Raw genomic sequence first — 23,458 nt, 5'->3', positions numbered from 1 at the left:
AGATATAATATATGGAGCAATTAAAAAAACAAGTTTGTGATTATATTGAGAGTCATGAAGAAGAAAGCGTAAAATTTTTAAAACGATTAATTCAAGAAAAGAGCATATCTGGTGATGAAAGTGGTGCGCAGGCAATTGTGATTGAAAAATTACGTGAGCTAGGTTTAGATCTTGATATATGGGAGCCATCATTTTCTAAAATGAAAGATCATCCTTATTTTGTATCACCGCGTACAAGTTTTTCAGATAGCCCGAACATTGTGGCAACCCTTAAAGGAAGTGGCGACGGGAAATCTATGATATTAAATGGGCATATTGATGTCGTACCAGAAGGAGATGTGAATCAGTGGGACCATCATCCTTATAGTGGTGAGAAAATAGGAAATCGTATATATGGTCGTGGAACGACAGATATGAAGGGCGGCAATGTCGCATTAATGCTTGCGATGGAAGCAATTATTGAATCTCGTATTGAATTAAAAGGAGATATTTATTTTCAAAGTGTAATAGAAGAAGAAAGCGGCGGAGCAGGAACATTAGCAACTATATTACGAGGATATAAAGCAGATGGTGTTATTATTCCGGAGCCAACAAATATGAAGTTTTTCCCGAAACAACAAGGATCCATGTGGTTTCGTCTACATGTGAAAGGGAAAGCAGCACACGGTGGGACGCGTTATGAAGGAGTAAGTGCAATTGAAAAAAGTATGTTTGTTATAGATCATTTGAGAAAGTTGGAAGAGAAGAGAAATGACCGAATTACAGATCCATTATTTAAAGGAATCCCGATCCCAATTCCAATTAATATTGGGAAAATTGAAGGCGGTAGCTGGCCAAGTTCTGTTCCTGATTCGTTAATTTTAGAAGGAAGATGCGGTATTGCGCCGAATGAGACTATAGAGGCAGCAAAAGAAGAGTTCGAGAATTGGATCGCTGAATTAAATGATGTGGACAATTGGTTTGTTGAAAATCCTGTAGAAGTGGAATGGTTTGGAGCAAGATGGGTTCCAGGTGAACTAGAAGAAAATCATGAGTTAATTACAACGCTTGAACATAACTTTGTTGAAATCGAAGGGAACAAACCGATTATTGAAGCATCACCGTGGGGGACTGATGGAGGTTTATTTACACAAATCGCAGGTGTACCAACGATAGTATTTGGCCCAGGAGAAACGAAAGTAGCGCATTATCCAAACGAATATATAGAAGTTGATAAAATGATAGCTGCCGCAAAAATTATTGCATGTACATTACTAGATTGGTGTGAGGTGAAAAAATGAAATACTATGAATCTTTTAGAGAACAGACGAATGGCTATACAGTAGAAGGCGTTTTGGACTATTTTAATAAACGTATTCGAGTAGACCACTACACAGGAAATATTGAGAGAATCATCCAAACAATTGACGAATTAGCAGAGAAACATTCTTTCACTAAATGTATTGTTAAAGGAAAGGGAGAGCATGTTTCAACATGGCTCTCTTTCGGTTTTTTATTAGAAGCAACAATACCACATTATTTTCAAGGTCACGATGCATACTTCTTCGTGAAATTTAATAATGATGAAAGACGAAATAGTATTCATTGGGCTGAGGAAGATACCATTTTAAGCGGTGTAAAAGCAAAAGAAGTAAAGGAAAAAATAGTTCCGGAAAAATTCCTATTAAGAAAAGCGACAGAAGAGGACGCAGAAGAATTAGCAGCTGTCTTTGGAGAAGTATTTGAAGTGTATCCGACTCCTTTAAACGAAGCGAGTTATGTAAAACAAACGATGAAAGAAGACGATACAATTTACTATGTGTATGAATTCGAGGGGAAAATAATTAGTACAGCGTCTGCAGAAATGAATATAAAAGAAGGAAATGCAGAATTAACGAATTGTGCGACCTTACCCGAATATCGTAAACATGGGTTTATGAAAAGTTTATTAATTAAGTTAGAAGAAGAACTTCAAGAAAAATCGATTTTCTGTTCTTATACAATTGCTCGATCGCTTTCTTTCGGAATGAATGCAGCCTTTCATCAGTTAGGCTATACGTATACAGGAAGATTGGCGAACAATTGCTACATTTTTGATAAGCTAGAAGATATGAATATATGGGTAAAAGATTTGTCTAAATAGTACGTTATAAAAATAGAACGGAATCGTCATGCTTATAATCGCACATAGGTATGCCGGAAATTCGGCATAGTATTTGCTGAATTTTCGGCAAGAGGGGGGATGACATTGCTAGCAGTTTCGACACAAGAAGTCATTGAGGCGATTTTGGGCAGTATTGATGAGGCTATACACGCAGTAGATGAAAATGGTATTACAATTTTCTATAATACTGTAGCTGCAAAACACGATGGATCAAAAATTGAAAAAGTGTTAGGTAAACATTTGTTAGAAGCGTTTCCTTCTTTATCTAGGGAAACAAGTACGTTGATGAAAGTATTAGATACAAAAAAGCCAATCGTTCATCAAGTGCAGCATTATCAAAACTTAAATGGGGAAGACATTTGTACAGTAAATACGACGTTACCTATTTTCATAGATGGAAATATTGCTGGAGCTGTTGAAATTGCAAAAGATTATTCCACAGTACAAAAACTTACCGATACAATAGTCGATTTGCAGTCGAAAATAAAGCGGTCATCTAGAAAAAAAGCGGTCAAAAAGGATGTTGCATTTGAGACGATCGTGACGAATGATGCTCGGTTTAAACAGACGAAAGAATTAGCACAAAAAGTAGCCCCAACTGATGCGAATGTTTTAATATATGGGGAAACAGGAACAGGGAAAGAGTTATTTGTACAAGCGATTCATGAAGCCTCTAAGCGGAAGAACAAGCCGTTTATTGCACAAAACTGTGCAGCTTTGCCAGAGTCTCTATTAGAAAGTTTATTGTTTGGAACGACGAAAGGTAGTTATACGGGGGCAATTGAACGAGCGGGATTATTTGAACTTGTAGATGGAGGGACATTGTTTTTAGATGAACTGAATTCAATGCCACTCGATTTACAAGCGAAAATGCTACGTGTATTAGAAGATGGTGTTATTCGTCGTATTGGTGATAATAAGACGAGAAAAGTAGATGTTCGCGTTATTACCGCAATGAATCAGCCACCAGAAATATGTTTAAAAGAGAATAAAATTCGCACTGATTTATACTATCGATTAAATGTCTTTTCATTATATATTCCGCCGCTCCGTGAAAGAACGGAGGATGTATTATTGTTAGCGTCTTATTTTTTGAAAGAATATAATAAAAGTTATAAAAAAGGTGTACTTCAAATGGATAAGGAAGCGAAAGAAAGACTACAAGCTTACCAATGGCCTGGAAATGTTCGGGAGTTAAAACATACGATTGAACATGCTGTCATTATTGCAGAAGGGAATACATTAACAGCCAATTGTTTACCGCGTACATTTCGGAAAGAGAGTTTTCCAAAGAAGAAGGGCATATTGCCTCTTAGAGAAGCACTTCATCAAACGGAAAAAAAATTAATAGATCAAGCGTTAATTGAAACAGAAGGGAATATATTACAGGCTGCAAAAATGTTAGGTATCCCTCGCCAGACGCTTCAATATAAACTGAGTAAGTACGACAAAACCGCCGAATAATTGGCGGTTTTTGTGTGTTTGCACCAATAAAAGTGCGTTTACATATATGTAAAGTAATGAATATGATAGTATGTATGGATTTCATACAGTGCTTAAAAATATTTTTTTCGCTTATATAATAGGGTTATCCGTACGTTTACTTATCAATAAAGTAAAGTTGGCATAACTATTGCTTATATAAAGAATGAGCGTATAAAAAGGGGGAATAGCAATGTTACATGATGTATACAAACCAAATCGTCACTGGAAGGATATCGAATTATGGAAAGATGTTACTGAAGAGCAATGGAATGATTGGGTTTGGCAATTAACGAATACGATCAAAACGTTAGATGACTTAAAGAAAGTGATTAACTTAACACCTGATGAAGAAGAGGGCGTTAAAATTTCAACGAAAACGATCCCGTTAAATATTACACCGTACTATGCTTGGTTAATGAATCCTGATGACCCACGCTGTCCGATTCGGATGCAATCTGTACCGATCTCGGAAGAGTTATATAAAACAAAATATGATTTAGAAGATCCGCTTCATGAAGATGAAGATTCACCAGTTCCAGGGTTAACACATCGTTATCCTGACCGCGTACTATTCTTAGTAACGAATCAATGTTCTATGTATTGTCGTTACTGTACACGCCGTCGTTTTAGTGGACAAATTGGAATGGGTGTGCCGAAGAAACAATTAGATGATGCAATTGCTTACATTCGTGAAACACCACAAGTACGAGATGTATTAATCTCTGGTGGTGATGGTCTTCTTATTAACGATAAAATTTTAGAATATGTATTAAAAAATTTACGAGAGATTCCGCATGTTGAGATTATTCGTATCGGAACGAGAGCGCCGGTAGTATTCCCGCAGCGTATTACAGAAAACTTATGTAACATTATTAAAAAATATCATCCAGTATGGTTAAATACACATTTCAATACATCTATTGAAATTACTGAAGAATCGAAAAAAGCATGTGAAATGTTAGCCAATGCTGGTGTTCCAGTCGGAAACCAAGCAGTAATTTTAGCTGGTATTAACGACAGCGTTCCAATTATGAAAAAACTAATGCATGACTTAGTAAAAATCCGTGTACGTCCATACTACATTTATCAATGTGACTTATCTGAAGGTATTGGCCATTTCCGTGCACCAGTTTCTAAAGGTCTTGAAATTATTGAAGGTTTACGCGGACATACGTCTGGTTATGCAGTACCAACATTCGTTGTTGATGCACCAGGAGGAGGCGGTAAAATTGCGCTTCAGCCAAACTATTTAATCTCGCAAAGTGCAGATAAAGTTGTACTTCGTAACTTTGAAGGTGTTATTACAACGTATCCAGAGCCAGAAAGCTACATTCCAGGAAGAGCAGAAGGATACTTTAAAGAAATCTATCCAAACTACGAAGAAAAACGTTCAGATGTTGGTATCGCGGGTCTTATGAGCGATAAGAAATTTAATCTTGTTCCAGACGATTTACAGCGTATGAACCGTCGTAAAGACTATGAGGATAATGAAACACATGCAACATTAAAAGATAAACGTGATAAGCGCGACCAATTGAAAGATAAAAAATATCAAGCACAAATGGCTAAATTAGAAGAAAATGACAAAAAAACTGAGGGTGATGCAGTATGAATTGTATGTGGTGTGACAGTACAGAAGCAAAAGAAAGCTTAAATACTGTATATTGGGAATTACCAGATGGTACGAAAGCCATTGAAATCCAAGAGACACCATGCATTTCTTGTTCCTCATGTGGTATGGACTATCAATCAGATCAAACAGTGAAAGAAATAGAAGATCAATTGTTTCTAATTTATACGAAAGACTTACCAAAACAACTAACATATGAAGAATTAATGGGAAGACCACGTCTATTAAAAAGAAATTATTTCGACTTTTAACCAGCTTTTATGCTGGTTTTTTTCTTTTTTGCCTTGTATAATGTACCCAAGCTAGAAAGGTAGGGAATATTTTTGAAAAAGACATTTTACCACTATATGATGAAGCATCGTGCAGCTTTATTTAGTAATGAAATATCGAATTTAGCAGAGGCAATGTATGATGATTTAAGTTTTCCGAAGCAATCTGAAGATTACGATGAAATTAGTTCATACTTAGAGCTAAGTGGAATGCTAGAAAGTATGTCTATATTTGATGAAGCGTGGGATTTATACATACAAGATAGATAAAAACTATATGAACTTTTTTCGACATGAAGCTAGTCTATTTGCTAGCTTTTTTTACGTTGTAAATAAATTTTCATATGATGATATTTTTTATTGAAAAAATTTATGAATATACGCTTCTGTGATAAGCGTTTTTAAGTAGGTTGCATATACTGTTATCAAAATCACGACGTCAAAAAAAGGAGAGATATAGATGGCAAGGAAAAAGCAACCTAAATATAACGTAGGGGACATAGTCGTGATTACGCTATATGGAACCGTTGGTAAAATCACAAATATGAAGGTTTTAGATGGAGTTTACGTATACGAAGTCAATAATCACGATGGATTTTACGTAGAGCAAACATTGCAGCACGTTACAGAGCAAGATATGAAAAAAGGTGAAACTGAGTGGATTGAATTAAACTATAATTTCACATTTGGTGATCTCGTGCAAGTAACAGGATACGATAAAGATGTGTTTCGAATTGTTGGTTTTCGTACAGAAGTATGGAGATATAAAAATGACGCATGGGAAGATACAATATATGAACTGTCACGAATTACGGATGGTGAATGGTTAGAAGCGGATGAGTCAGATTTAACGTTACTTGCCAATGCTCAAACGGCAAATGCAATTTTGAAGAAAATGAAACAAGATAAAGCAGGTATGAATAAATTAGATTTAGGAAAATTAAAGTCAATTAACAACTCGAAAAAAGTGAGTGTTAAGACAAATCGTCAAGAAATCATTGATGGATTACTTGATATTTATAACGATTATCAATTGTTATTTGATACATTTAAAGATGAAGAATACAAAATTGTTATGGATGTTGTTCATAATTATTTAGTTAAATTGACAGAGAAAAAATAGTTAACTAGAAAGAGAGAATGAATTGAACAACAACATATGCAGTATAAGGTATGCCTACAATTATTAAAAAAATAAAAAGCCATTTAATAAGAGAGTCTGCCCATTGATCTTCATGCATGAACTCTTCTTTTGTTTGTCCTACTTCTTGCTTTACCTCGTATTGATATTCCATAATTATATCCCCCTTTTTGATAGCTTGTACTACCATCGTATGCACCTTGTCCAAAGGATATGACCTATAAAAAAGAAAAACTATTTTTCTAATCTCATATACATATTTTTGAGATTTTTTCATAAAACAGAAATAAAGGAGTGATGCTCATGAAGGAAATTGAAGTCGTAATTGATACGGAAGAGATTGCGGAGTTTTTTTATGAGCAACTAATTGAAAGAGGATACGTCCCAAAACGAGAAGAAATTGAAGATCTCGCAGATATTACATTCGAGTATTTATTAGAGAAATGTATGATTGATGAAGTGTTTGATGAAGAGGATGAGTGAAAGTAACGACGGGCTTAACTCGTCGTTTTTTACTCTTTACAAACTTGTCACAAATGTAGCCAGCAATACTTGATATAATTAAAAGAAAATTTTACTCAAGAGGTGAAGGGATGTTCAAAAAAATTATTGATTCTTTATTAGGAAAGAAAAAATATCGTTCGTATTCTAGTAGTGATTATCGCCATAGAGGTCGCTCTTATTCAAGTAGCGATTATAAACGACGTTCATCTGGTTATGGGCATCATCATTATAAAAGAAAACGTAAAAGCCGTAGCTTCTTTTCAAGTAGTTGATGAAATGGCGTCGTATACTAGCTTTATTTGATAGACCACTGCGAAAAAATACAATTGTTGTAGAACGTTATAAAATTGAATCAGTAATTGGAATGGGTAGTTATGGGGTTACATATGTCGTTAATGATTTACAAATAAATAGATATAAAGTCTTAAAACAATTAAGACAAAGTAAACAAAGATATGAGTCTGGTAGAAAATCATTTGAACAAGAGAAAATGATTTTACAAACATTAAATCATCATGCAATTCCTAGTTTATATGATCATTTCGTATGGGAGAAAAAAAGCTTTTTTGTGATGGAATATATGCCTGGTAAAAATTTTGAAGATTATATTTTCTTAGATGGACATGTATATACAGAACGTGAAGTTTTAAAAATTTTATATAAAATATTAGAAATTGTATCAGTGTTTCATAGTAAAGGTATTATTCACCGAGATTTACGCATTCCAAACATATTAATGAAAGAAAACCAAATTAGTATTATTGATTTTGGGTTGGCGAAATTGAAAGGTGAGGGTGATGAACGAGCTACAACGTATGAAGGTGAACAAGCTTTGATGCGAGAAGTTCACTTTCGTAGCGATTTTTATGCGCTTGGTCATTTCTCATTATTTTTATTATATGCAGGCTATGAATCTAATGAAAAACATGAAAAGCCATGGTATGACGAATTAACTTTGGAAAATTACAACCGTGAAATGTTGATGCGTATGTTACAAATAAAAACGCCGTACTATGAGAATGTACAAGATTTAAAAAAAGATGTAGCTTTTGCTTTAGAAAGGATGGAGAATCCATGTTTCAAAAGTTTTTAGCAAGCGTTGGTATCGGTAATGCAAAGGTAGATACAGTTCTTGAAAAAGATGAGTATATTGTAGGAGAAGAGATACTCGGGAAGGTTCACATAACTGGAGGTTCCGTTAGCCAACAAATTGAAAGCATTTACTTAACGCTATCAACATCGTATATTCGAGAAGTGGATGATAAAAAAATAACAACAACATATGATTTAGAGCGAGTTCGTTTAACAGAACCTTTTTCTGTTGAGCCGAATGAAAAAAGAGAAATTCCATTTTCATTTAAAATGCCAGTTGAAACACCGCTTACTCTTGGAATGAAAACAGTTTGGATACACACAGGCCTTGATATTAAACGTAGTATAGATCCAAGTGATCGTGATTACATTCAAGTATTGCCAAATGCACTATTAAATAGTGTGTTAGAAAGTGTCAATCAATTAGGCTTTAAAGCGCGTCATATTGAGTGTGAAGAATTACCGTATCGACTACGTAAGCAAGTTCCATTCGCACAAGAATTTGAGTTTGTTCCTGTTTCCGGACAGTATTATGGGAAATTAGATGAACTAGAATTGTTGATCTTGCCAAGTGCTTACGATCGCCTAGAGATTATTATGGAAGTAGACAGAAAATCTCGTGGATTAGCAGGTTTATTTGCAGAAGCACTTGATCTTGATGAGAAAGTGATGCGCTTTACAGTAACGAATGAAGATATTCCAAAAATGAAAGAAACAATTAACAATTATATTTTTTAATAAACTATGCATAAAAAAGAAATGGAGAGGAAAACTAAAACAACCGCTCCATTTTTTTGCATAGTGAGGTTATGTATGTGAAACGATATCGACATTTATACTTGTTAAGTTCAACGCTACTCATTTGTTTTGTCGTATTATCACTTTCGTATCATACCGCTTGTATTGAGAAATTTGACAATATAGTCGCGCATTTTATTCGAAGTTTTCGAAACGATTATTTGACAGCCTACTTTACTTGGGTGTCTTTTATCGGTTCCAAAAGAATATATTTTCCGTTACTCATTATTCTTGTAATGTATTTTCTCGTTAGAAAAAAGTTGCTTAGTGCATTACTTCTAACAATTAATTATTATGGATCTCGTTATTTAAACAGTATGCTGAAACTATGGTACGAGCGAGCAAGACCTGATGTGTCGCAGCTTGTTACTGCAACTGGATATAGTTTTCCGAGCGGTCATACGATGAATGCTACTGCTTTTTTAGGATTTATTGCATACGTCACGATTACAGAAGAACGTATTACGTTGCATAAAAAATTGTTGATTATTTTTATAGCGAGCTTTGTTGTATTATCTATTTCAGTTAGCCGAATATATCTTGGCGTTCACTATCCATCTGACATATTAGCAGGATGGGCAGCTGGCGGTAGCTGGCTCGTTTTATGTGTTATATTTCATAAAACGTTCATTAAAAAAGAACCTATGTCATAATAGGTTCTTTTTCCATTGGTTCAACATGAATGTGCGCATGATAAATGCCAAACTTTTTCCGAAGCATTGCCTCGATGTTGTCAGTAATACAGTGACTTTCTCCAACATCCATACGAGCATCTACCTCAATTGTAATATCAACGTACGTTTGATTCCCGTACATACGAGCGCGAATATCTACGATGTTTTCCACGCCACCAATATGTTCAATCGCATCAGCGTACTCTTCCATCTTATCTGGATCGATTCCATCCGTTAACATATGAGAAGCTTCTACGAAAATCTCCCATGCAGTTTTACAAATAATAAGACCGACAATTAAAGCAGCAATAGGATCTAAAATAGGCATTTGGAACTGCGAACCGACAATACCTACTACTGTACCAATACTTACGAGAGCATCTGATAAATTATCCTTTGCAGCTGCTTCTAATGATTTACTTCTTGTTCGTGCTGCAATCTTTTTCGTATACAAATACACACAGTACATAACGACAGCAGAAAATAAAGCTATCCATGCAGCAAGTACATTAGGTGCTGCTTGTTTCGGATTTAAAAAAGATTGAATGGCACTAATAACAACTTCTAATCCGACCGTTGCCATAATAAAAGAAGCAACAAGTGATGCAATTTGTTCTGCACGCGAATGCCCATATGGATGATCCGGATCACGAGGTTTCCGAGAGATTTTTAGACCAATTAATATCGCTAAAGAAGCACCGATATCGGTTAAGTTATTTAAACCGTCAGCACGTAACGCGCTAGAGAGGGTAATATAACTGATGATGATTTTCATAGAGGATAAAAATATGTAGGCCAAAATGCTGACAATAGCACCTTTATCAGCTTCTTTATGAGAAAGAGTATCCATTTTAATCACTCACCTTTCTACAAGGAATTTCTTTCTATAAATAGAGTATCAAACGAAAGTCGTGTGGGTCTATACAAACATTGTTGACGTTTTATAGCTTTTTAAGAAGTGGATAACAAAGTTTCATGAAGGAAAAATATGTTGTAAAGTGCAAAGTTAGGGTATGTAAGCGATTTAGATCTATGTATAACCGGGGAAGGAGAAGGGAGTACAAATATTTACACTTCTGACAGCTGATTTGGAAAAAATAAAAAACCCTCTAGAAAATATTTTTCAGAGGGTTTTCATCTTAGTATGCTTCTAAAAACTCAGTAACTTGCTCTTCAGTTTTTGCGTTAGCACTATGTAAGTGGCCTAGCTTCTCCCCATTTTGATATACAAGTAAACTTGGAATACCCATTACTTGATACTCTTCAGCGATATTTGGGAACTCATCTTTATTAATAGAATACCATTCAAACTTATTGAACTCTTCCATCACATCTCCGATAAAGTTGTCCATACGCACGCAATCTGGGCACCATGTAGTAAAGAACTTAACAACTACTGGCTCCTCGCTTGCGATGATGTCTTTGAATTCCTGTTCAGATTTGATTTCTTTCATGTTAGTTTCTCCTTTTTCACTATCAATATTTTTGGTTATTTAGTCGGTGTATTTGCTGTGAAAGGGAGAACCTTTCTTTTCGAAAAATTCGTTAGCAAATTGATCCACCGCAGTTTCTTGAAGTCCTGGTACATATGAGTAGATATCCAGTGTGATTCTACTTTTTATGTTCTAGTCTTATATGCATCTTAAATCTAGAAATGAATATTAGGAACCTCACTTTTCTTTATAAGCTTTTTCGTGAGCTGTGTCAAACTTCTGAAATTGTAAGGCTACTATTTATTAGTAAGGTAAATTGTATTCATGATAGCCATTGCTATAAAGTTCTTTTCCCCATATATTTTTATGAGGTGTTGTGAGAGAAGAGATTAAGTGGCGTTAGCGGAGTTCCAGCAACAATTACAGCTAAATAAAGTAATGCAGGTAAAAGAAGCAAGGCTAACTAGAAGGGGGAATTGCGGCACTGTATAGAGTGAAAGAAAAACATGATATGGAGCGAGAAAGGAATCGTAAGAACATGTTAGGAAGTATTTAGCGGTAGAAGTCAGGGGGAATGTAGATGTGATAGAAAGACAGTATTACATTATTCTTTCAAAGGGGTAACTAGGATGGTGAAATGGGTAAAGAAACTATTTTTTTTAAAATGCCCACCCTGCATTGTTTGTGAGAAACAAGAAGGTGAGCTTCCATTAAACGAAATGAATGTAGTTTGTGAAAAATGTTCCTAAATTGCGCATGAACAAGACATAGAAAGAGATTCCTAAACCCTTTATATCTTATTCCATAAATAACAAAGCTGGTGAGCTTCTGATTCAAGAGCTATTACATGATCATTATTAATAGAGTTATTCGTATACATTTTGTTCTTTTGGATATTAAGGACCGTATAATTCACATTGTTATGTTCATTCGAAAATGTTGATTCGTTTAATAATGTTAATGTTGAGTTGATGTTATATTTATCAATTCGCTCTTTTTTTCCTTTGAAAAACAGTTTAATAAGATGTGGCTCATCATTAATGAGCAAACCAAGTTCAGGTGATGAGCGGACGATTAAATTATGTGATAACCAATGTGATTTACCTGGATCAAACCAAGAGACGTCTTTGTTTTTAATAAATTTTTTATACTGCTTTATAACATCAATGTAGTTTTGCTTTTTCTTCTGGTCAACAGTTTGTACTAATGTTTCAAAACAGTCAAAAGGTAGTTCGTTTTTATGAAATTTAATAACAGTTTCTCGTAATTGTTTCCAGTAATCAAAAACTGGGTGATATTCAGGTTGAGATTTAAGATTCTTTACAAAATTTGTTTTAGCTGCACTACTTTTCAGTGTAAAGTCTAAAAATTGTGTAAGTCCCACTTTAATTTCCGCCATGTTACACCCCCTTTCCGAACATTATTAATTCGATAGTGGAAAGGGAAATCCTGCATTTTTAAGGAGGTGAACGAGATGCTAGATGATGAAGAATTGACGGAACAAGAACGGTTCTTTTGTTTGTATTATGTGAAATACTTTAAAGGGAAACAAGCTGTACGGAAAGTTAGGTATGTAAAGAGAAGCACGCATAGTACGAGTAGTCGATTACTTAGAAGAGAACGTATAGCATTTCAGGTCAGAGAGCTTAAAGCAAAAATGGTTGAAACTATATTTGGGGAAGTAATGAGTGGGTTAAATGAGTAAATCAAGATTGCTTTTACTAATACGAAAAAAGGTCCTGTTGTTTCCAACAGGACCTTTCCTAAAATGGCAAAGAGTAACTCTTACCTTACTCTTCTCGTATATAATACATGAAAAAGATAGATGTGTATACAACAAGAAATTCCAATATAATTATTCGAATATAGTGTTTAAAAATAAAAGAGTGGAATTTTAAATAAGGAATTAAATTACAAACGCTGATTTATCAGGTGATACAAATGAATTTCTATCAAATTGTAGTTAATAAAGTGATATTGAGATAATAAGATATGTAATTTTGCATACCAGATTGTAAAAGCGAACAAGGGTATAAATGATCTAAATAATACGGAAGTTGAGGGAGAGTAATACTAAAATTTCATTTGTTTTTTACTGTAATAAATTCATTTGAATAGAAGTGAAAAATAGAGGTTTGCCTTAGTCATTTATGAAAGTCAAGAATATTTATAACCATAGGAGTAAATACACAGGTCCGATTTTTGTAATGATGGAGGGAATTGATGTGAACATAACTCAAAGCATGGCAAGAATAGTAGTTAATGGGAAAGATCTTCCGTTTCGTTTAGTTAGTACTTCTGTATGGAATCAAGGGCCTGTAAATGATTTAATTGTTTCAACAAACGAAAGAGTCGAGGATTTTTATCAATTTATGTGGTCGCAAGTACCAGTAATGCTTGCGATGTATTTTCTTCAAGGGGCAGACTTAATGAGATTTGCTAGAATTACTGGGATTAATCAAAGTGTAACGGGGGAATATATTTATCATTTCTCTTGGGGATAAAATGAATGTAAAGTAGCGTAACAGCTGCTTTTTTATTGTGGAAAGGAATTTTAGAAGGTGATGGTATAGGAGGTTAGGAAAATAAGGTTAGAGTGTGATATAGATAATTTGTGACTGTTTTTAAACTCATAAATATAATTAGTTGCTTCTTTTAACACAAGGGAGCGATTGATAGACTAGCTTAAAAAATAAGATTGTAACTATCTTTTAAAATAATAAATGGTAATTTTTACTTTTTTGGATGAACTATTTTTATATAAAAATCATATAATATGTTGTGGGACAAGCAAACAGCTTATAAACTATTGAATACTCAATGAGATTACCTTTTGTATATCTTCGTATTTACTGATCCAGATGTTCTTTTTTATCGAACAAAACGCCCATTATGATAGGAGGTTAATAATGGGGATGACATTAGAGGAATTAGAAAAGTGTTATATTAAAGCCTTAATTGAGGGAGCAGAGTACGTAGCTGTTCAGATTGAAATAGATGGATTTCATAGTGAGGAAGTAATTATTAACGACAAATATAATATAGATTCTGAATTAAAGTATTATAAGAAAACATACAATGAAAATTTAGAACATAGATGGACCCCAGGGATTCGTATTATAGGTTTTGCATATGGCTATTCGTTCTCAGAAATTCTACATGAATTAGGGTTGCTAGTGAAGTAATGATAAAACAAATCGCAATTATTGTACGTGATGCCGTGATTTTAATGGCGTCTTTTTTTGTTGTGAAGGAAAGGTAAAAATAAAAAAGAGGGCTTAAGCCCTCTTTTTATAAATGCCTAACTTTTATGCACAGATTGGAATTCCTAATGCTATTAAAGTCAATGCTACTTGAAGAGAAAGTTCTAATCTAGCAATTTCGATTCCAGCAACTGATACCACTAAAAGAGGTTGTCCATTAACGAACAAAACACAACTTTCCATATTTACACCTCCCTTCTAGTAATCTACTACAATATATGAATTGAATTTAAATAACGTTATAGTTAAATTAATGAATTTTATAAAATTCATTAATTAATCTATTATATAAAATGAATTTTTATTGGTCTAACAACTGCTTCTTTATCACCTTATACAAAGGGTATGAATATATTAGTAGTATATAAAAGCATAGGAGTGATAGATATGTTTTTTGCAAAGCTACGTGGTAGAAATGAAGTTCCACCAGTAGAAACAGACGCTCGAGGGGAGGCTTTCTTTAAATTAAGCCAGGACGAGCTTAGCCTAAAATTTAAGTTGGATTTATTTGATATAGAGGATGTAGTAGTTGCCCATCTGCATATTGGAGCAAAAGGAACTAATGGTCCTGTTGTAGCTTTTTTATTTGGACCTATAACAAATCCGGTTTCAATAGAGTGTGCAACGCTTACGGGAATAATTACTCAAGAAGATTTGGTTGGGCCGTTAGCGGGTCAAACATTAGCTACTCTTGTAAATGAAATCATATCTGGAAACATTTATATTAATGTTCATACAGTACAACATCCTAATGGTGAAATTCGTGGACAATTGAATTATTGCTAAGAAATTATAGTAGTGAAAAATAAAGCATCCGTTTAGGGTGCTTTTATTTTGTGGAGGATGTATAGATAGATAATTTACCTTTAATAATCTTAAAAATTCATTTGTATAGTTTTGAAGGTAATCGAATGGAATTAGAAATAGTGAATTTTTTACCTTTTTAGTTTGTAAAATAATTATCGAAAACTTGTAAATGAAATGCCCCTACGAAAATTAAATTAGTATTAGGAGATAAACTTTGTAAATGAAATATGAAAGTGTAAGAGAGAATAGAAATTTTTAAACCTAATCAAAGCTAATAGACTAACTTTCAGCACCCACTGAAATAAAGAATCATAACATAATTTGTAATAACTTATATGAAAGTGAGCTGAAAAAAATGTTTTATTCGTATTTTTATTCTCAAGCGGGTATGCGACCAGCATATGGTACATCAATAACGTTTAGCGGAGCACAAAGTACAGTTCAAGCTGTTCAACAAGCGTTACAAATGCAACAACAAATGCAAATGCAACAACAAGGTATCCAGCCGTATTATTCATCTATGGAGTATTTTTATCCAGTGCATCAAATCACACCGTATGGAAGTTCTTTTCTTACGATTCCATATGGAACTGTCTTCAATCTATAAGCTGAAAATTTTATGAATAGGAGCAGGTATCCCAAACCGATTATTAACCTAACCATTACCAATTGGATATATACGGGAAACCCAGCTCCCACCTACCTTTATCACAGATGCCGAATTTTGAGGTATCCGCAAATAGCGGAAATAATTGAGGGGGGTGAGTGTATATGTAAGCGTCAAATAGTTCCATCTACAATTTGTAAATAGCTGATGAGATAATCTTTGTACATACTCTACAAGTTGTTTTTTGGTAAGAAAATATCGTCGATCGAAGAAAGAATGAGAATTATCTTATCATGACAAATCATGGATAGTGGCACTATATGAAAAGATACATGAACATTTACTAACGCGAACCAGGACGAGAGGTAGCAACGAAATCCTATCTGTGGTTATATCGTACAGGAAGATTGTCCTATGACTATCAATTTACAAGAGCAGGAGAACATCCGGACCGTTTTTCCCCATTTTGAAGTATATTTATAGCCATAACATCTTATGTTTTGTTTATAATTGTAAATAGTTATTGAAATGTATAAATGTTTTTTATGAATAAAAAGGAAAAATAATGCAACTTTTTAATTTGTTTATTCGTGTTATATATGAAAGGAGGAGGGGGATGGAGATTGAAGAAATATATAAAGTTTATATAAACGATGTGTACCGGTATTTATTTTCCCTTTCTCGTAGCCATCATGTAGCGGAGGACTTGATGCAGGAGACTTTTTATCGGGCGTTTCTTTATCTAGAAGACTATGAAAACCAAAAGGTGAAATCATGGCTTTTTAAAGTGGCATATCATACCTTTATTGATTTTGTTAGGAAAGAGAAAAAAGTAGCTTTTGTAGGAACGGAGGAATTAGAAACAATTCAAGCAGGTGAATCTACAGAAGAGTATGTAGTCGCAAAAAATAGTTATAAAAAATTAATTCAGATTATTCATACTTTACCAGTGGTAGAGGCGCAAGCTATTTTATTATGTGACGTACATCAATTAACGTACGAAGAGGGTGCTTCTGTATTAGATTTAAAGTTAAACACGTATAAAAGTCACATATTTCGCGGGAGAAAGAGATTAAAAGAATTGTTAAAGGAGGAAAAGAGTCAAAATGACAAATGATAAACCTCATTCTGAACAAGATGATTATAAAGAATTGTTACAAGAAGCTCTTCATCAAAGGCCAGATGCACTTTCTAATGGAAAACAGGAGCAAGTGATGAAAATAGGGAAAAAAAGAGCGCGTATTACGAATGTTTTAATTGTATTTACTTTTTTATTACTTATTCAACCTATATTATATATATTTACTCTCGCATACTATGTATTTGCACCTACAAACGCAATGGAGATACGGAATGTAGTAAATCAAACATTAAGTGTAACAGAACCAAATGTATTTTTGAAAGATAGGGACATGGAGCAAACATTGTTACCGCTTAGTTTACAATTGCATTTTGATTTGTATAAAAGGGTAGGGAAGAAAGATATTCGAATAGGGGAAGAGAAAACAGATTATATATTTAGTAGAGCAACGAAAGTTAGCCGTAAATATACAACAGATGAAAAAATTCCGGAAGTCCCATATATAGAAAACGAGGTATTGTCTCATCCTAATAATTATAATTCATCCTATAATAGTAGTGAAGAAGCGCAAGTATTAAAGGGTCTTCCGCAAGAATCTGTTGTAGAAGCATTTATATCTTTTAGAGAATTGTTGAGTGTACAAGAGGTAACGAATATGTTTCCCACTATTGATATCGTCTGGTATGCCGTTAATACAGGGTTAGAGGAGAAGCAAACGAATGACGAGGGTATGTATGTTGCTCCGATTGGTTTTCCAGCAGATATGATTTCAAGACCAAGTGGTGCTTTTGTGAGTGATTCACCTCATGAGGAACAATTTATTGATGTGTTAAAGTCATTACAAAAGCATGAAGATTTAGCGATGAAGCTATCTAGAGCGAAAACATTAGAGTTGTCAAAGCGTATTTCTTTCCTTGAAAAAAATGGGGTAAAAACATACGGGGCAGTTGTAACTGGACCTAAAGGGGAAGTTGAAAAATTGATGAGCCATGAAAAAGTTAGAAACTTGAAAGTAGGTGAAGCGAGATTATGGAATTGGCATTCTTAAAAAAAAGAAAGAGTCATAGTTATAAAAAAGAAACATGGATGGGGACTATTTCATTAATTATTGCCTTTCTAGCGTTATTGTATTTGAACATTACATTGCTTAGTCAAGAAACATTTATAGGCGAAGGTTTTCGGGAAATAGTTGGCGTTGGATTGTTATGTTCAGTCATAGGCATGATCACAAAAAGAAAAAGTCGAAAATATGCATTGTGGGCATGTAGTTTATTTGTTTTTATGCTACTGTTTTCTATATTTGGATTTATGTTAGGTTGGATGATAAGCTTTGGACCATAAAAAGTAAAATAGAAAGGAAAGGGATTTATCAAATTTGAATAGAGATTACTATACTACTAGGTTGTTGTGTTATTGAAATGTCTTCCGCTTACGTGTATATAAATAGGCGACAAGTATAGGGGGGAACAATAGTTCGTCCAAACATTGTGAATCTCTTTTACATAATATGGAGTAATAAGCATGAAAGGGGAACGAGTATGTCTTGCTATTACTACTGTAAGTATTGTAAAGAATATAAAAAGAAACAGCATAACGGTTGTAAGAACAATAGTAAGTGTAATGATAACAAGGATAGTCTTGTTAGGGCATCAGCATTTAGAGCTAGAAATACGGTGAATCAACCTGTTCCTGCTAATACTTTTGTAAAAGTATTGTTCCAAAATGAACAATTTGATTTAGCGAATGAGTATAATCCAGAAACATCTATTTTTATACCGAAGACTAAAGGAGTATATTCTTTTATTGGAACGATTGGTTTCTTTCCTAACGATCCAAGTTTAAATTATAGAGCACGGGTAGAAATTCGTGTGAATGGCAATGCAGCAATAGCTATAGATAATGACTTTTTTGGTCCAATAGGTTTTGGAAATGTAGTAAGTGTTTCGACAATTATTCAATTGCATGAAGGGGATCAAGTTGAGGTTTATGCACAAAGTAGCATAGACGGAGTTTTAAGTACTTCGGAAGACGGCTCACATTTTGAAGCAGCAAGATTCCCTTCTCCAATTAAATAACGAAGAGAATAAAATACTTTTCAGTAGGTCTAGTTAATCCCCTGTACCGAATGGTGGGGGATTATTATTGTTTATTTAAAATATACAAGTGAATCGATTAAATATAGTTTGTTTCATGAAAATTTCACATGCTAAAGATGTAATGATGAAAGGTAAATTTTAAAAATTATTTTTTACAGTTTTGATGTTGAAAGGGCTATCTTATTTTAAGTATTAGATCTTCTGCAGGTAATAAAAAGAGTAAGTAACTAGGTTGTAAAAGTTCTTTGGCGTTACATTTGCTAGTTGCCTAATGGTATAAAAAGACATCTTAATTTATGTCCGTATAATTAAAGGCTTTTTCATTACTATATAGAAATTACATATTTAACATCGGTTTGTGCAGGTATTACTATTGTATGGAAAGGAATAACATGAAGGCAAGTACACTATATAAAAATAAAATAAATCCTAAGATGAGTAGTATGGGATGCAACTTGAACATATTTGACCTCCTTGAGTATATAAAGAATTTTAATACACCTTTGGTGAATTTAGAAGGAAAATATATTAGATGAATGGTGCTTGAATGGATACACGAATTTAATAGAGTAGTGAATGTCTAATAAATAAAGAAGTATTATGGGGGACACCTTGACTAGATTATTTATAAAGGGCAGGTCGATTTACCCGACGTGAAATATAAAAGTGATCAGATTTATATGTACAGAATAAGGGATAAATAAAAAAAGAGCATACATAAAAAGTACGCTCTAAAGAAAGATAGGTTTTATGAGTGGATAATCTCCATACGATAATATATGCTCGGCTAATAAAAACGTGTAAAAAATCAATAAATTATCAATGGAATATCATGAAATGAGTAATTTTAGTCTATTTATAAAGTTGTGTATTTAACCAAATTGTAAGGATTTTGTATAGAATAGATTAACAACTGGATAATGATCGTACTTCAGTTTCATATTTCGTATAGTTTGGATATTGTGTAATAGTTTGACATTTAGGTGTGGAAAGTTGATTAATTATAGAAACATTTGTAATGACCTCGTTACAAGGACCGAAAAATGTAACTTTTAATTTTGAATTTGGTGGGACTTTGAAAACAATAGGTTTTTTCTCCATGAAATCAGCTCCTATGATGCAGTATTGTATACTGCGTTTTTTCGTTCATATTATAAAGACGTACTAATATAATATGAAATTTTAGTTGAGTTGATAATGATATGGAGTTCTATGGCATGGTGAAAATGTGGAAAATACAGTAAAAACTGAGAATGTTCTATACAATGTATAATCAGTATAATAGGTAAAAGTAAAAAATAAGTAATTTATCTAATACGCTTTTTTTCTTGCTACATATTATAGTAGTAAGAATTGTATTAGGAGGTAATGAAAGATTGCAAGAAAATGTACAAGCTCAACCTCAGCTTTCACCACCATGGATCACATATTTCAATGAGTTAAAAAATTCAATTGGTGCTGATCCAACAGTTACAGTTGGTCCGCTAATTCCAGTTGGCGGGAATTATATTATTTTAGTGCACGCGTTAAGTGATGAAAAAGCGAGAGCGTTAGCAACGCTCCTAAAATCTTTTGTAGAATTTGGGAATGTAAGTGTAACAGTTATTGTAACTAATAATGAAAATGACATTGTAAATCCACTGCCATGTCCACTAGATGCATTTGAAATTGCCCATTTATTTCAAGTGGCGCTAGAAAATAATCCTTATTTCGAACAAGTTGTTGTACAGCCTCAACTCCCTGGTGGGGCAAATGTTGTCTTTCCTGTTTTTGCTGCACAAGTAATTCAATTTTTTAATGATGATATTTCAAATTTATGTCAAACATTTACTGGTGTTGCTGCAAATGTATTTCATGATGTAATGAACGATGATGTTTGTGGTATCCCAATATTATTCTCCACAAGCTGTGTTCCGAGCAGTGAAAGTGCACAATTACAAAATACAGATTTAACACCAAAACTGTTTTATTAAATTGTGAGAAGACATTTTCATTAATAGAAAATGTCTTTTTCGTATGCATTAACGTTATTTTGTAGAGTTATTGCGGACGATAAACGAGGCTTCCACTGATAAAATTGTTACTGAATCTTATATAGAGTGTAAAGATAGTATTTTTGAATTGAAATATAAAAGAAATGAGAGATAAATTGTTTTCGTTAATATAGAATAATCACAAAAAATACAGTAAATTAACTTTCATACATTTGTTTCATAGTATAAAGAAGATTAATTACAAAAAACGAAGATTAGTAATAGAGAAAATGGTTCTAATATTAGCGCAAAAGATAGATTGATTAACTAATGTTATCTACTGATACATAGTTTTTTCACATGAAATGAATTACATCTAGAAAACACATTGTATACACAACAACACTGTATAGTTATTCTTATATAATAATAAAAGTGAGGTATTTTGAATTGAAAAAGAAAAAGCTATTTTTAGGAACAATTATTTCATGCGTAGTACTGGCATTATCCGCATGTGGCTCCTCAGACAACGTAGTAACATCAAAAGTAGGAAATGTTACAGAGAAAGAGTTAAGTAAAGAATTAAGACAAAAATATGGGGAAAGTACTTTATACCAAATGGTGTTAAGTAAGGCGTTGCTCGATAAATATAAAGTTTCAGATGAGGAAGCAAAAAAGAAAGTAGAAGAAGCAAAAGATAAAATGGGTGAGAACTTTAAAGCGACTTTAGAACAACTTGGATTGAAAAACGAAGATGAATTAAAAGAAAAAATGAAGCCAGAAATTGCATTTGAGAAAGCGATTAAAGCGACTGTTACAGAAAAAGATGTAAAAAATAACTATAAACCAGAAATGAAGGTAAGTCACATTTTAGTAAAAGATGAAAAGACTGCTAAAGAAGTGAAAGAGAAAGTAAATAACGGAGAAGATTTTGCGGCTTTAGCGAAGCAATACTCAGAGGATACTGGTTCAAAAGAACAGGGCGGGGAAATCACTGGTTTTGCTCCAGGGCAAACGGTAAAAGAATTTGAGGAAGCTGCATATAAATTAGATGCAGGACAAGTAAGTGAACCAGTAAAAACAACTTACGGTTACCATATTATTAAAGTGACAGATAAAAAAGAATTAAAGCCATTTGATGAAGTAAAAGATTCAATTCGTAAAGATATAGAACAGCAAAGACTACAAGACACGACAGGTAAATGGAAACAACAAGTAGTCAATGAATTATTGAAAGATGCTGATATTAAGGTGAATGATAAAGAGTTTAAAAATACATTTGAATTTCTAGAAAAGAAATAATGACTGTAATTAGAAAAGGGAACCTTTAAAGGTTCCCTTTTCTAATTAGTGTGTGAGTTATAAATAGATAGTAAGACAATACAATATTACATATAAATATTAAGAATTACAATGGAAATTTATGTAATTTTCTTAAAGTAGGTTAATCATCACTTCATAGAATGTTGATATTATAATGTTTTGTTTCATCTCATTAAATATAAAACGAATTAATTAATTTTAGCCCATTATTTGTAGGCAGTAAGATTTGCGTAGGCTAATTATTAGTCAGGAATGAACAAAGCTTGAGTGGATTAAAGTTTCACTTTATAGAAGTCGATAAACATAATTTGCAGAATGAAACATACAATAAGATTGAAATATATTGACGTTAAATGAAGTGAAAAGCAGAGCATTCTATTAAGATGGATGTTCTTTTTCGTATGAAATTTTAAGGTAAAGAATGAATTATTGGATAGATAAATAAATGATGTAGGGGGAGAAAATGTGAAATTAATTTTTCAAAGAGAAGACGGAGGGAAAATTTTTGAATCGTATGATGAAGATATAAATAACCTATTAGCTATTTTAAAAGAAACGAAAGGGATTAAGATCGGGATGGTTGAATATGAGGTATTAAAATACGAATTAGAGTATTTTCGAAACCCGAAAAAAGCAGTAACAGAGAGGGAGTTACATATAATAGTACAACCAAAATATATTTAGTAATTAGAGTGAATTATTAATGAATAGTTTTATGTAGTATGTACGAAAAGAGAGTGTTTAAATTGCTCTCTTTTCATAGAAATTCATAAGGAACGAATGGAGGTCCATTATAAATCCCTTAAATTTTGTGAGTTCGTTCTTTATAATATATGCTTTCATTTATAGATGGTTAATAAACTCGAAAAAATTAAAACTGTTTAGTTGATCTTTTCACCTCCCATTTAATAGGAAGTGAAAAGATCATTTGATGAAGAAAAAATAAATCTCTTCTCAAAAGAACGTAAGTTCGTGTATAATTAGAACGAATGTTCTTGTAAGTGTAGATAGTATAAGATTTAGAAATAAAGTGAAACTGTAATTAGCGGGTGTTTACGGGAAGTGGATCTTCGACTTACTTTCCTTGTATGTCTTGAATTTTGAGGTGGGAGATTTCTTACCTGTTCATGCGGGGGAAA

The 23,458-nt window shown here is 33.2% G+C and carries 30 protein-coding genes and 1 pseudogene; 24 read left to right on the top strand and 7 right to left on the bottom strand.

Annotated features, from left to right (window positions below; all coding sequences use genetic code 11):
• Positions 1 to 11 precede the first annotated feature (11 nt).
• The 7 genes from QCI73_RS15905 (at position 12) to QCI73_RS15875 (ending at position 6,650) form a co-directional block, all read left to right on the top strand.
• The gene (locus tag QCI73_RS15905; RefSeq protein ID WP_353823318.1) at positions 12 to 1,280 is read left to right on the top strand and encodes a peptidase; all 1,269 of its coding nucleotides are present in this window, start codon (positions 12 to 14) and stop codon (positions 1,278 to 1,280) included.
• The gene (gene ablB / locus QCI73_RS15900; protein ID WP_000878613.1) at positions 1,277 to 2,122 is read left to right on the top strand and encodes a putative beta-lysine N-acetyltransferase; all 846 of its coding nucleotides are present in this window, start codon (positions 1,277 to 1,279) and stop codon (positions 2,120 to 2,122) included. The genes QCI73_RS15905 and ablB overlap by 4 nt, the downstream gene beginning before the upstream one ends.
• Positions 2,123 to 2,221: 99 nt before the next feature.
• Positions 2,222 to 3,607 carry an arginine utilization transcriptional regulator RocR gene (gene rocR, locus QCI73_RS15895; protein ID WP_001997445.1) on the top strand — a complete coding sequence of 462 codons (1,386 nt, stop codon included), beginning with the start codon at positions 2,222 to 2,224 and terminating at the stop codon, positions 3,605 to 3,607.
• A gap of 211 nt (positions 3,608 to 3,818) precedes the next feature.
• Positions 3,819 to 5,240, top strand: a complete 1,422-nt coding sequence (gene kamA / locus QCI73_RS15890; RefSeq protein ID WP_000902136.1) for a lysine 2,3-aminomutase — start codon at positions 3,819 to 3,821, stop codon at positions 5,238 to 5,240.
• The gene (locus QCI73_RS15885; RefSeq protein WP_000995764.1) at positions 5,237 to 5,509 is read left to right on the top strand and encodes a YokU family protein; all 273 of its coding nucleotides are present in this window, start codon (positions 5,237 to 5,239) and stop codon (positions 5,507 to 5,509) included. The genes kamA and QCI73_RS15885 overlap by 4 nt, the downstream gene beginning before the upstream one ends.
• A 72-nt stretch (positions 5,510 to 5,581) precedes the next feature.
• A complete protein-coding gene (locus tag QCI73_RS15880) occupies positions 5,582 to 5,797 on the top strand; it encodes a YozE family protein (RefSeq protein ID WP_000750724.1) in 216 nt (71 codons plus the stop codon).
• A 190-nt stretch (positions 5,798 to 5,987) separates the two neighbouring features.
• Positions 5,988 to 6,650 (top strand): hypothetical protein, encoded by a 663-nt coding sequence (locus QCI73_RS15875; protein ID WP_000101501.1) that lies wholly within the window; start codon positions 5,988 to 5,990, stop codon positions 6,648 to 6,650.
• A gap of 4 nt (positions 6,651 to 6,654) precedes the next feature.
• Here the strand turns inward: QCI73_RS15875 and QCI73_RS15870 are convergent, their stop codons facing one another.
• Positions 6,655 to 6,822 (bottom strand): DUF3930 family protein, encoded by a 168-nt coding sequence (locus tag QCI73_RS15870; protein ID WP_000456537.1) that lies wholly within the window; start codon positions 6,820 to 6,822, stop codon positions 6,655 to 6,657.
• A 149-nt stretch (positions 6,823 to 6,971) separates the two neighbouring features.
• Here QCI73_RS15870 and QCI73_RS15865 point away from each other — a divergent pair, with 149 nt between their 5' ends.
• From QCI73_RS15865 to QCI73_RS15845, 5 genes are all read left to right on the top strand, one after another.
• A complete protein-coding gene (locus tag QCI73_RS15865; protein WP_000658451.1) occupies positions 6,972 to 7,151 on the top strand; it encodes a YozD family protein in 180 nt (59 codons plus the stop codon).
• A 110-nt stretch (positions 7,152 to 7,261) separates the two neighbouring features.
• Positions 7,262 to 7,444 carry a hypothetical protein gene (locus QCI73_RS15860; RefSeq protein WP_000473370.1) on the top strand — a complete coding sequence of 61 codons (183 nt, stop codon included), beginning with the start codon at positions 7,262 to 7,264 and terminating at the stop codon, positions 7,442 to 7,444.
• Positions 7,444 to 8,265: a serine/threonine protein kinase gene (locus tag QCI73_RS15855; RefSeq protein ID WP_353823317.1), complete on the top strand. Its 822-nt coding sequence runs from the start codon at positions 7,444 to 7,446 to the stop codon at positions 8,263 to 8,265. Before QCI73_RS15860 ends, QCI73_RS15855 begins: the two co-directional genes overlap by 1 nt.
• Positions 8,247 to 9,002: a sporulation protein gene (locus QCI73_RS15850; protein WP_353823316.1), complete on the top strand. Its 756-nt coding sequence runs from the start codon at positions 8,247 to 8,249 to the stop codon at positions 9,000 to 9,002. The genes QCI73_RS15855 and QCI73_RS15850 overlap by 19 nt, the downstream gene beginning before the upstream one ends.
• A 77-nt stretch (positions 9,003 to 9,079) precedes the next feature.
• On the top strand, positions 9,080 to 9,715 hold the full coding sequence (locus tag QCI73_RS15845) for a phosphatase PAP2 family protein (protein WP_002163663.1): 636 nt from the start codon (positions 9,080 to 9,082) through the stop codon (positions 9,713 to 9,715).
• On the opposite strand, the gene QCI73_RS15840 is transcribed toward QCI73_RS15845, so the two are convergent.
• The 4 genes and pseudogenes from QCI73_RS15840 to QCI73_RS15825 all read right to left on the bottom strand — a co-directional run bounded on the left by QCI73_RS15840 (position 9,705) and on the right by QCI73_RS15825 (position 12,568).
• A complete protein-coding gene (locus tag QCI73_RS15840) occupies positions 9,705 to 10,586 on the bottom strand; it encodes a cation diffusion facilitator family transporter (protein ID WP_353823315.1) in 882 nt (293 codons plus the stop codon). The genes QCI73_RS15845 and QCI73_RS15840 overlap by 11 nt on opposite strands.
• A gap of 289 nt (positions 10,587 to 10,875) precedes the next feature.
• Positions 10,876 to 11,217 (bottom strand): thioredoxin family protein, encoded by a 342-nt coding sequence (locus QCI73_RS15835; RefSeq protein ID WP_255256062.1) that lies wholly within the window; start codon positions 11,215 to 11,217, stop codon positions 10,876 to 10,878.
• A 12-nt stretch (positions 11,218 to 11,229) separates the two neighbouring features.
• Positions 11,230 to 11,453: pseudogene (locus QCI73_RS15830) on the bottom strand (hypothetical protein); the annotation flags it as partial.
• A 506-nt stretch (positions 11,454 to 11,959) separates the two neighbouring features.
• Positions 11,960 to 12,568, bottom strand: coding sequence for a hypothetical protein (locus QCI73_RS15825; RefSeq protein WP_070805944.1), 609 nt, complete (start codon positions 12,566 to 12,568; stop codon positions 11,960 to 11,962).
• A 75-nt stretch (positions 12,569 to 12,643) separates the two neighbouring features.
• Between QCI73_RS15825 and QCI73_RS15820 the strand changes: the two genes are divergently transcribed.
• The 3 genes from QCI73_RS15820 (at position 12,644) to QCI73_RS15810 (ending at position 14,354) form a co-directional block, all read left to right on the top strand.
• Positions 12,644 to 12,874, top strand: a complete 231-nt coding sequence (locus QCI73_RS15820) for a terminase small subunit (RefSeq protein WP_000883185.1) — start codon at positions 12,644 to 12,646, stop codon at positions 12,872 to 12,874.
• A 445-nt stretch (positions 12,875 to 13,319) separates the two neighbouring features.
• Positions 13,320 to 13,673, top strand: coding sequence for a hypothetical protein (locus tag QCI73_RS15815; protein WP_353823314.1), 354 nt, complete (start codon positions 13,320 to 13,322; stop codon positions 13,671 to 13,673).
• Positions 13,674 to 14,078: 405 nt separating this feature from the next.
• The gene (locus QCI73_RS15810) at positions 14,079 to 14,354 is read left to right on the top strand and encodes a hypothetical protein (protein ID WP_000525900.1); all 276 of its coding nucleotides are present in this window, start codon (positions 14,079 to 14,081) and stop codon (positions 14,352 to 14,354) included.
• Between the two features lie 123 nt (positions 14,355 to 14,477).
• On the opposite strand, the gene QCI73_RS15805 is transcribed toward QCI73_RS15810, so the two are convergent.
• Entirely contained in the window at positions 14,478 to 14,615 is a 138-nt protein-coding gene (locus QCI73_RS15805; RefSeq protein ID WP_000443219.1) for a DUF3956 family protein, read from the bottom strand.
• 204 nt (positions 14,616 to 14,819) lie between these two features.
• Between QCI73_RS15805 and QCI73_RS15800 the strand changes: the two genes are divergently transcribed.
• From QCI73_RS15800 to QCI73_RS15770, 6 genes are all read left to right on the top strand, one after another.
• On the top strand, positions 14,820 to 15,218 hold the full coding sequence (locus QCI73_RS15800) for a CHRD domain-containing protein (protein WP_000464534.1): 399 nt from the start codon (positions 14,820 to 14,822) through the stop codon (positions 15,216 to 15,218).
• A gap of 376 nt (positions 15,219 to 15,594) precedes the next feature.
• Positions 15,595 to 15,846: a DUF3947 family protein gene (locus tag QCI73_RS15795; protein WP_000500111.1), complete on the top strand. Its 252-nt coding sequence runs from the start codon at positions 15,595 to 15,597 to the stop codon at positions 15,844 to 15,846.
• Between the two features lie 616 nt (positions 15,847 to 16,462).
• Positions 16,463 to 16,963 carry a sigma-70 family RNA polymerase sigma factor gene (locus tag QCI73_RS15785; RefSeq protein ID WP_353823313.1) on the top strand — a complete coding sequence of 167 codons (501 nt, stop codon included), beginning with the start codon at positions 16,463 to 16,465 and terminating at the stop codon, positions 16,961 to 16,963.
• The gene (locus QCI73_RS15780) at positions 16,953 to 17,975 is read left to right on the top strand and encodes an anti-sigma factor (protein ID WP_353823312.1); all 1,023 of its coding nucleotides are present in this window, start codon (positions 16,953 to 16,955) and stop codon (positions 17,973 to 17,975) included. Before QCI73_RS15785 ends, QCI73_RS15780 begins: the two co-directional genes overlap by 11 nt.
• The gene (locus QCI73_RS15775; RefSeq protein WP_262725494.1) at positions 17,957 to 18,268 is read left to right on the top strand and encodes a hypothetical protein; all 312 of its coding nucleotides are present in this window, start codon (positions 17,957 to 17,959) and stop codon (positions 18,266 to 18,268) included. The genes QCI73_RS15780 and QCI73_RS15775 overlap by 19 nt, the downstream gene beginning before the upstream one ends.
• A gap of 197 nt (positions 18,269 to 18,465) precedes the next feature.
• Positions 18,466 to 19,002, top strand: a complete 537-nt coding sequence (locus tag QCI73_RS15770; RefSeq protein ID WP_327923739.1) for a C1q-like domain-containing protein — start codon at positions 18,466 to 18,468, stop codon at positions 19,000 to 19,002.
• A gap of 927 nt (positions 19,003 to 19,929) precedes the next feature.
• Here QCI73_RS15770 and QCI73_RS15765 read toward each other — a convergent pair.
• Positions 19,930 to 20,124, bottom strand: a complete 195-nt coding sequence (locus tag QCI73_RS15765; RefSeq protein WP_000412568.1) for a hypothetical protein — start codon at positions 20,122 to 20,124, stop codon at positions 19,930 to 19,932.
• Between the two features lie 275 nt (positions 20,125 to 20,399).
• Between QCI73_RS15765 and QCI73_RS15760 the strand changes: the two genes are divergently transcribed.
• The 3 genes from QCI73_RS15760 (at position 20,400) to QCI73_RS15750 (ending at position 23,003) form a co-directional block, all read left to right on the top strand.
• Positions 20,400 to 20,996 (top strand): hypothetical protein, encoded by a 597-nt coding sequence (locus tag QCI73_RS15760; protein WP_001157706.1) that lies wholly within the window; start codon positions 20,400 to 20,402, stop codon positions 20,994 to 20,996.
• Positions 20,997 to 21,446: 450 nt separating this feature from the next.
• Positions 21,447 to 22,298 carry a peptidylprolyl isomerase PrsA gene (locus tag QCI73_RS15755; protein WP_070805949.1) on the top strand — a complete coding sequence of 284 codons (852 nt, stop codon included), beginning with the start codon at positions 21,447 to 21,449 and terminating at the stop codon, positions 22,296 to 22,298.
• Between the two features lie 486 nt (positions 22,299 to 22,784).
• Positions 22,785 to 23,003, top strand: coding sequence for a hypothetical protein (locus QCI73_RS15750; RefSeq protein ID WP_353823311.1), 219 nt, complete (start codon positions 22,785 to 22,787; stop codon positions 23,001 to 23,003).
• Positions 23,004 to 23,458: the final 455 nt, after the last annotated feature.

It is taken from the genome of Bacillus cereus group sp. MG16 (genome assembly GCF_040459875.1).
Lineage (GTDB): Bacteria > Bacillota > Bacilli > Bacillales > Bacillaceae_G > Bacillus_A > Bacillus_A paranthracis.
The sequence above is the reverse complement of the archived record's forward strand: the minus strand, read 5'-3'. Positions and strand labels throughout refer to the sequence as shown.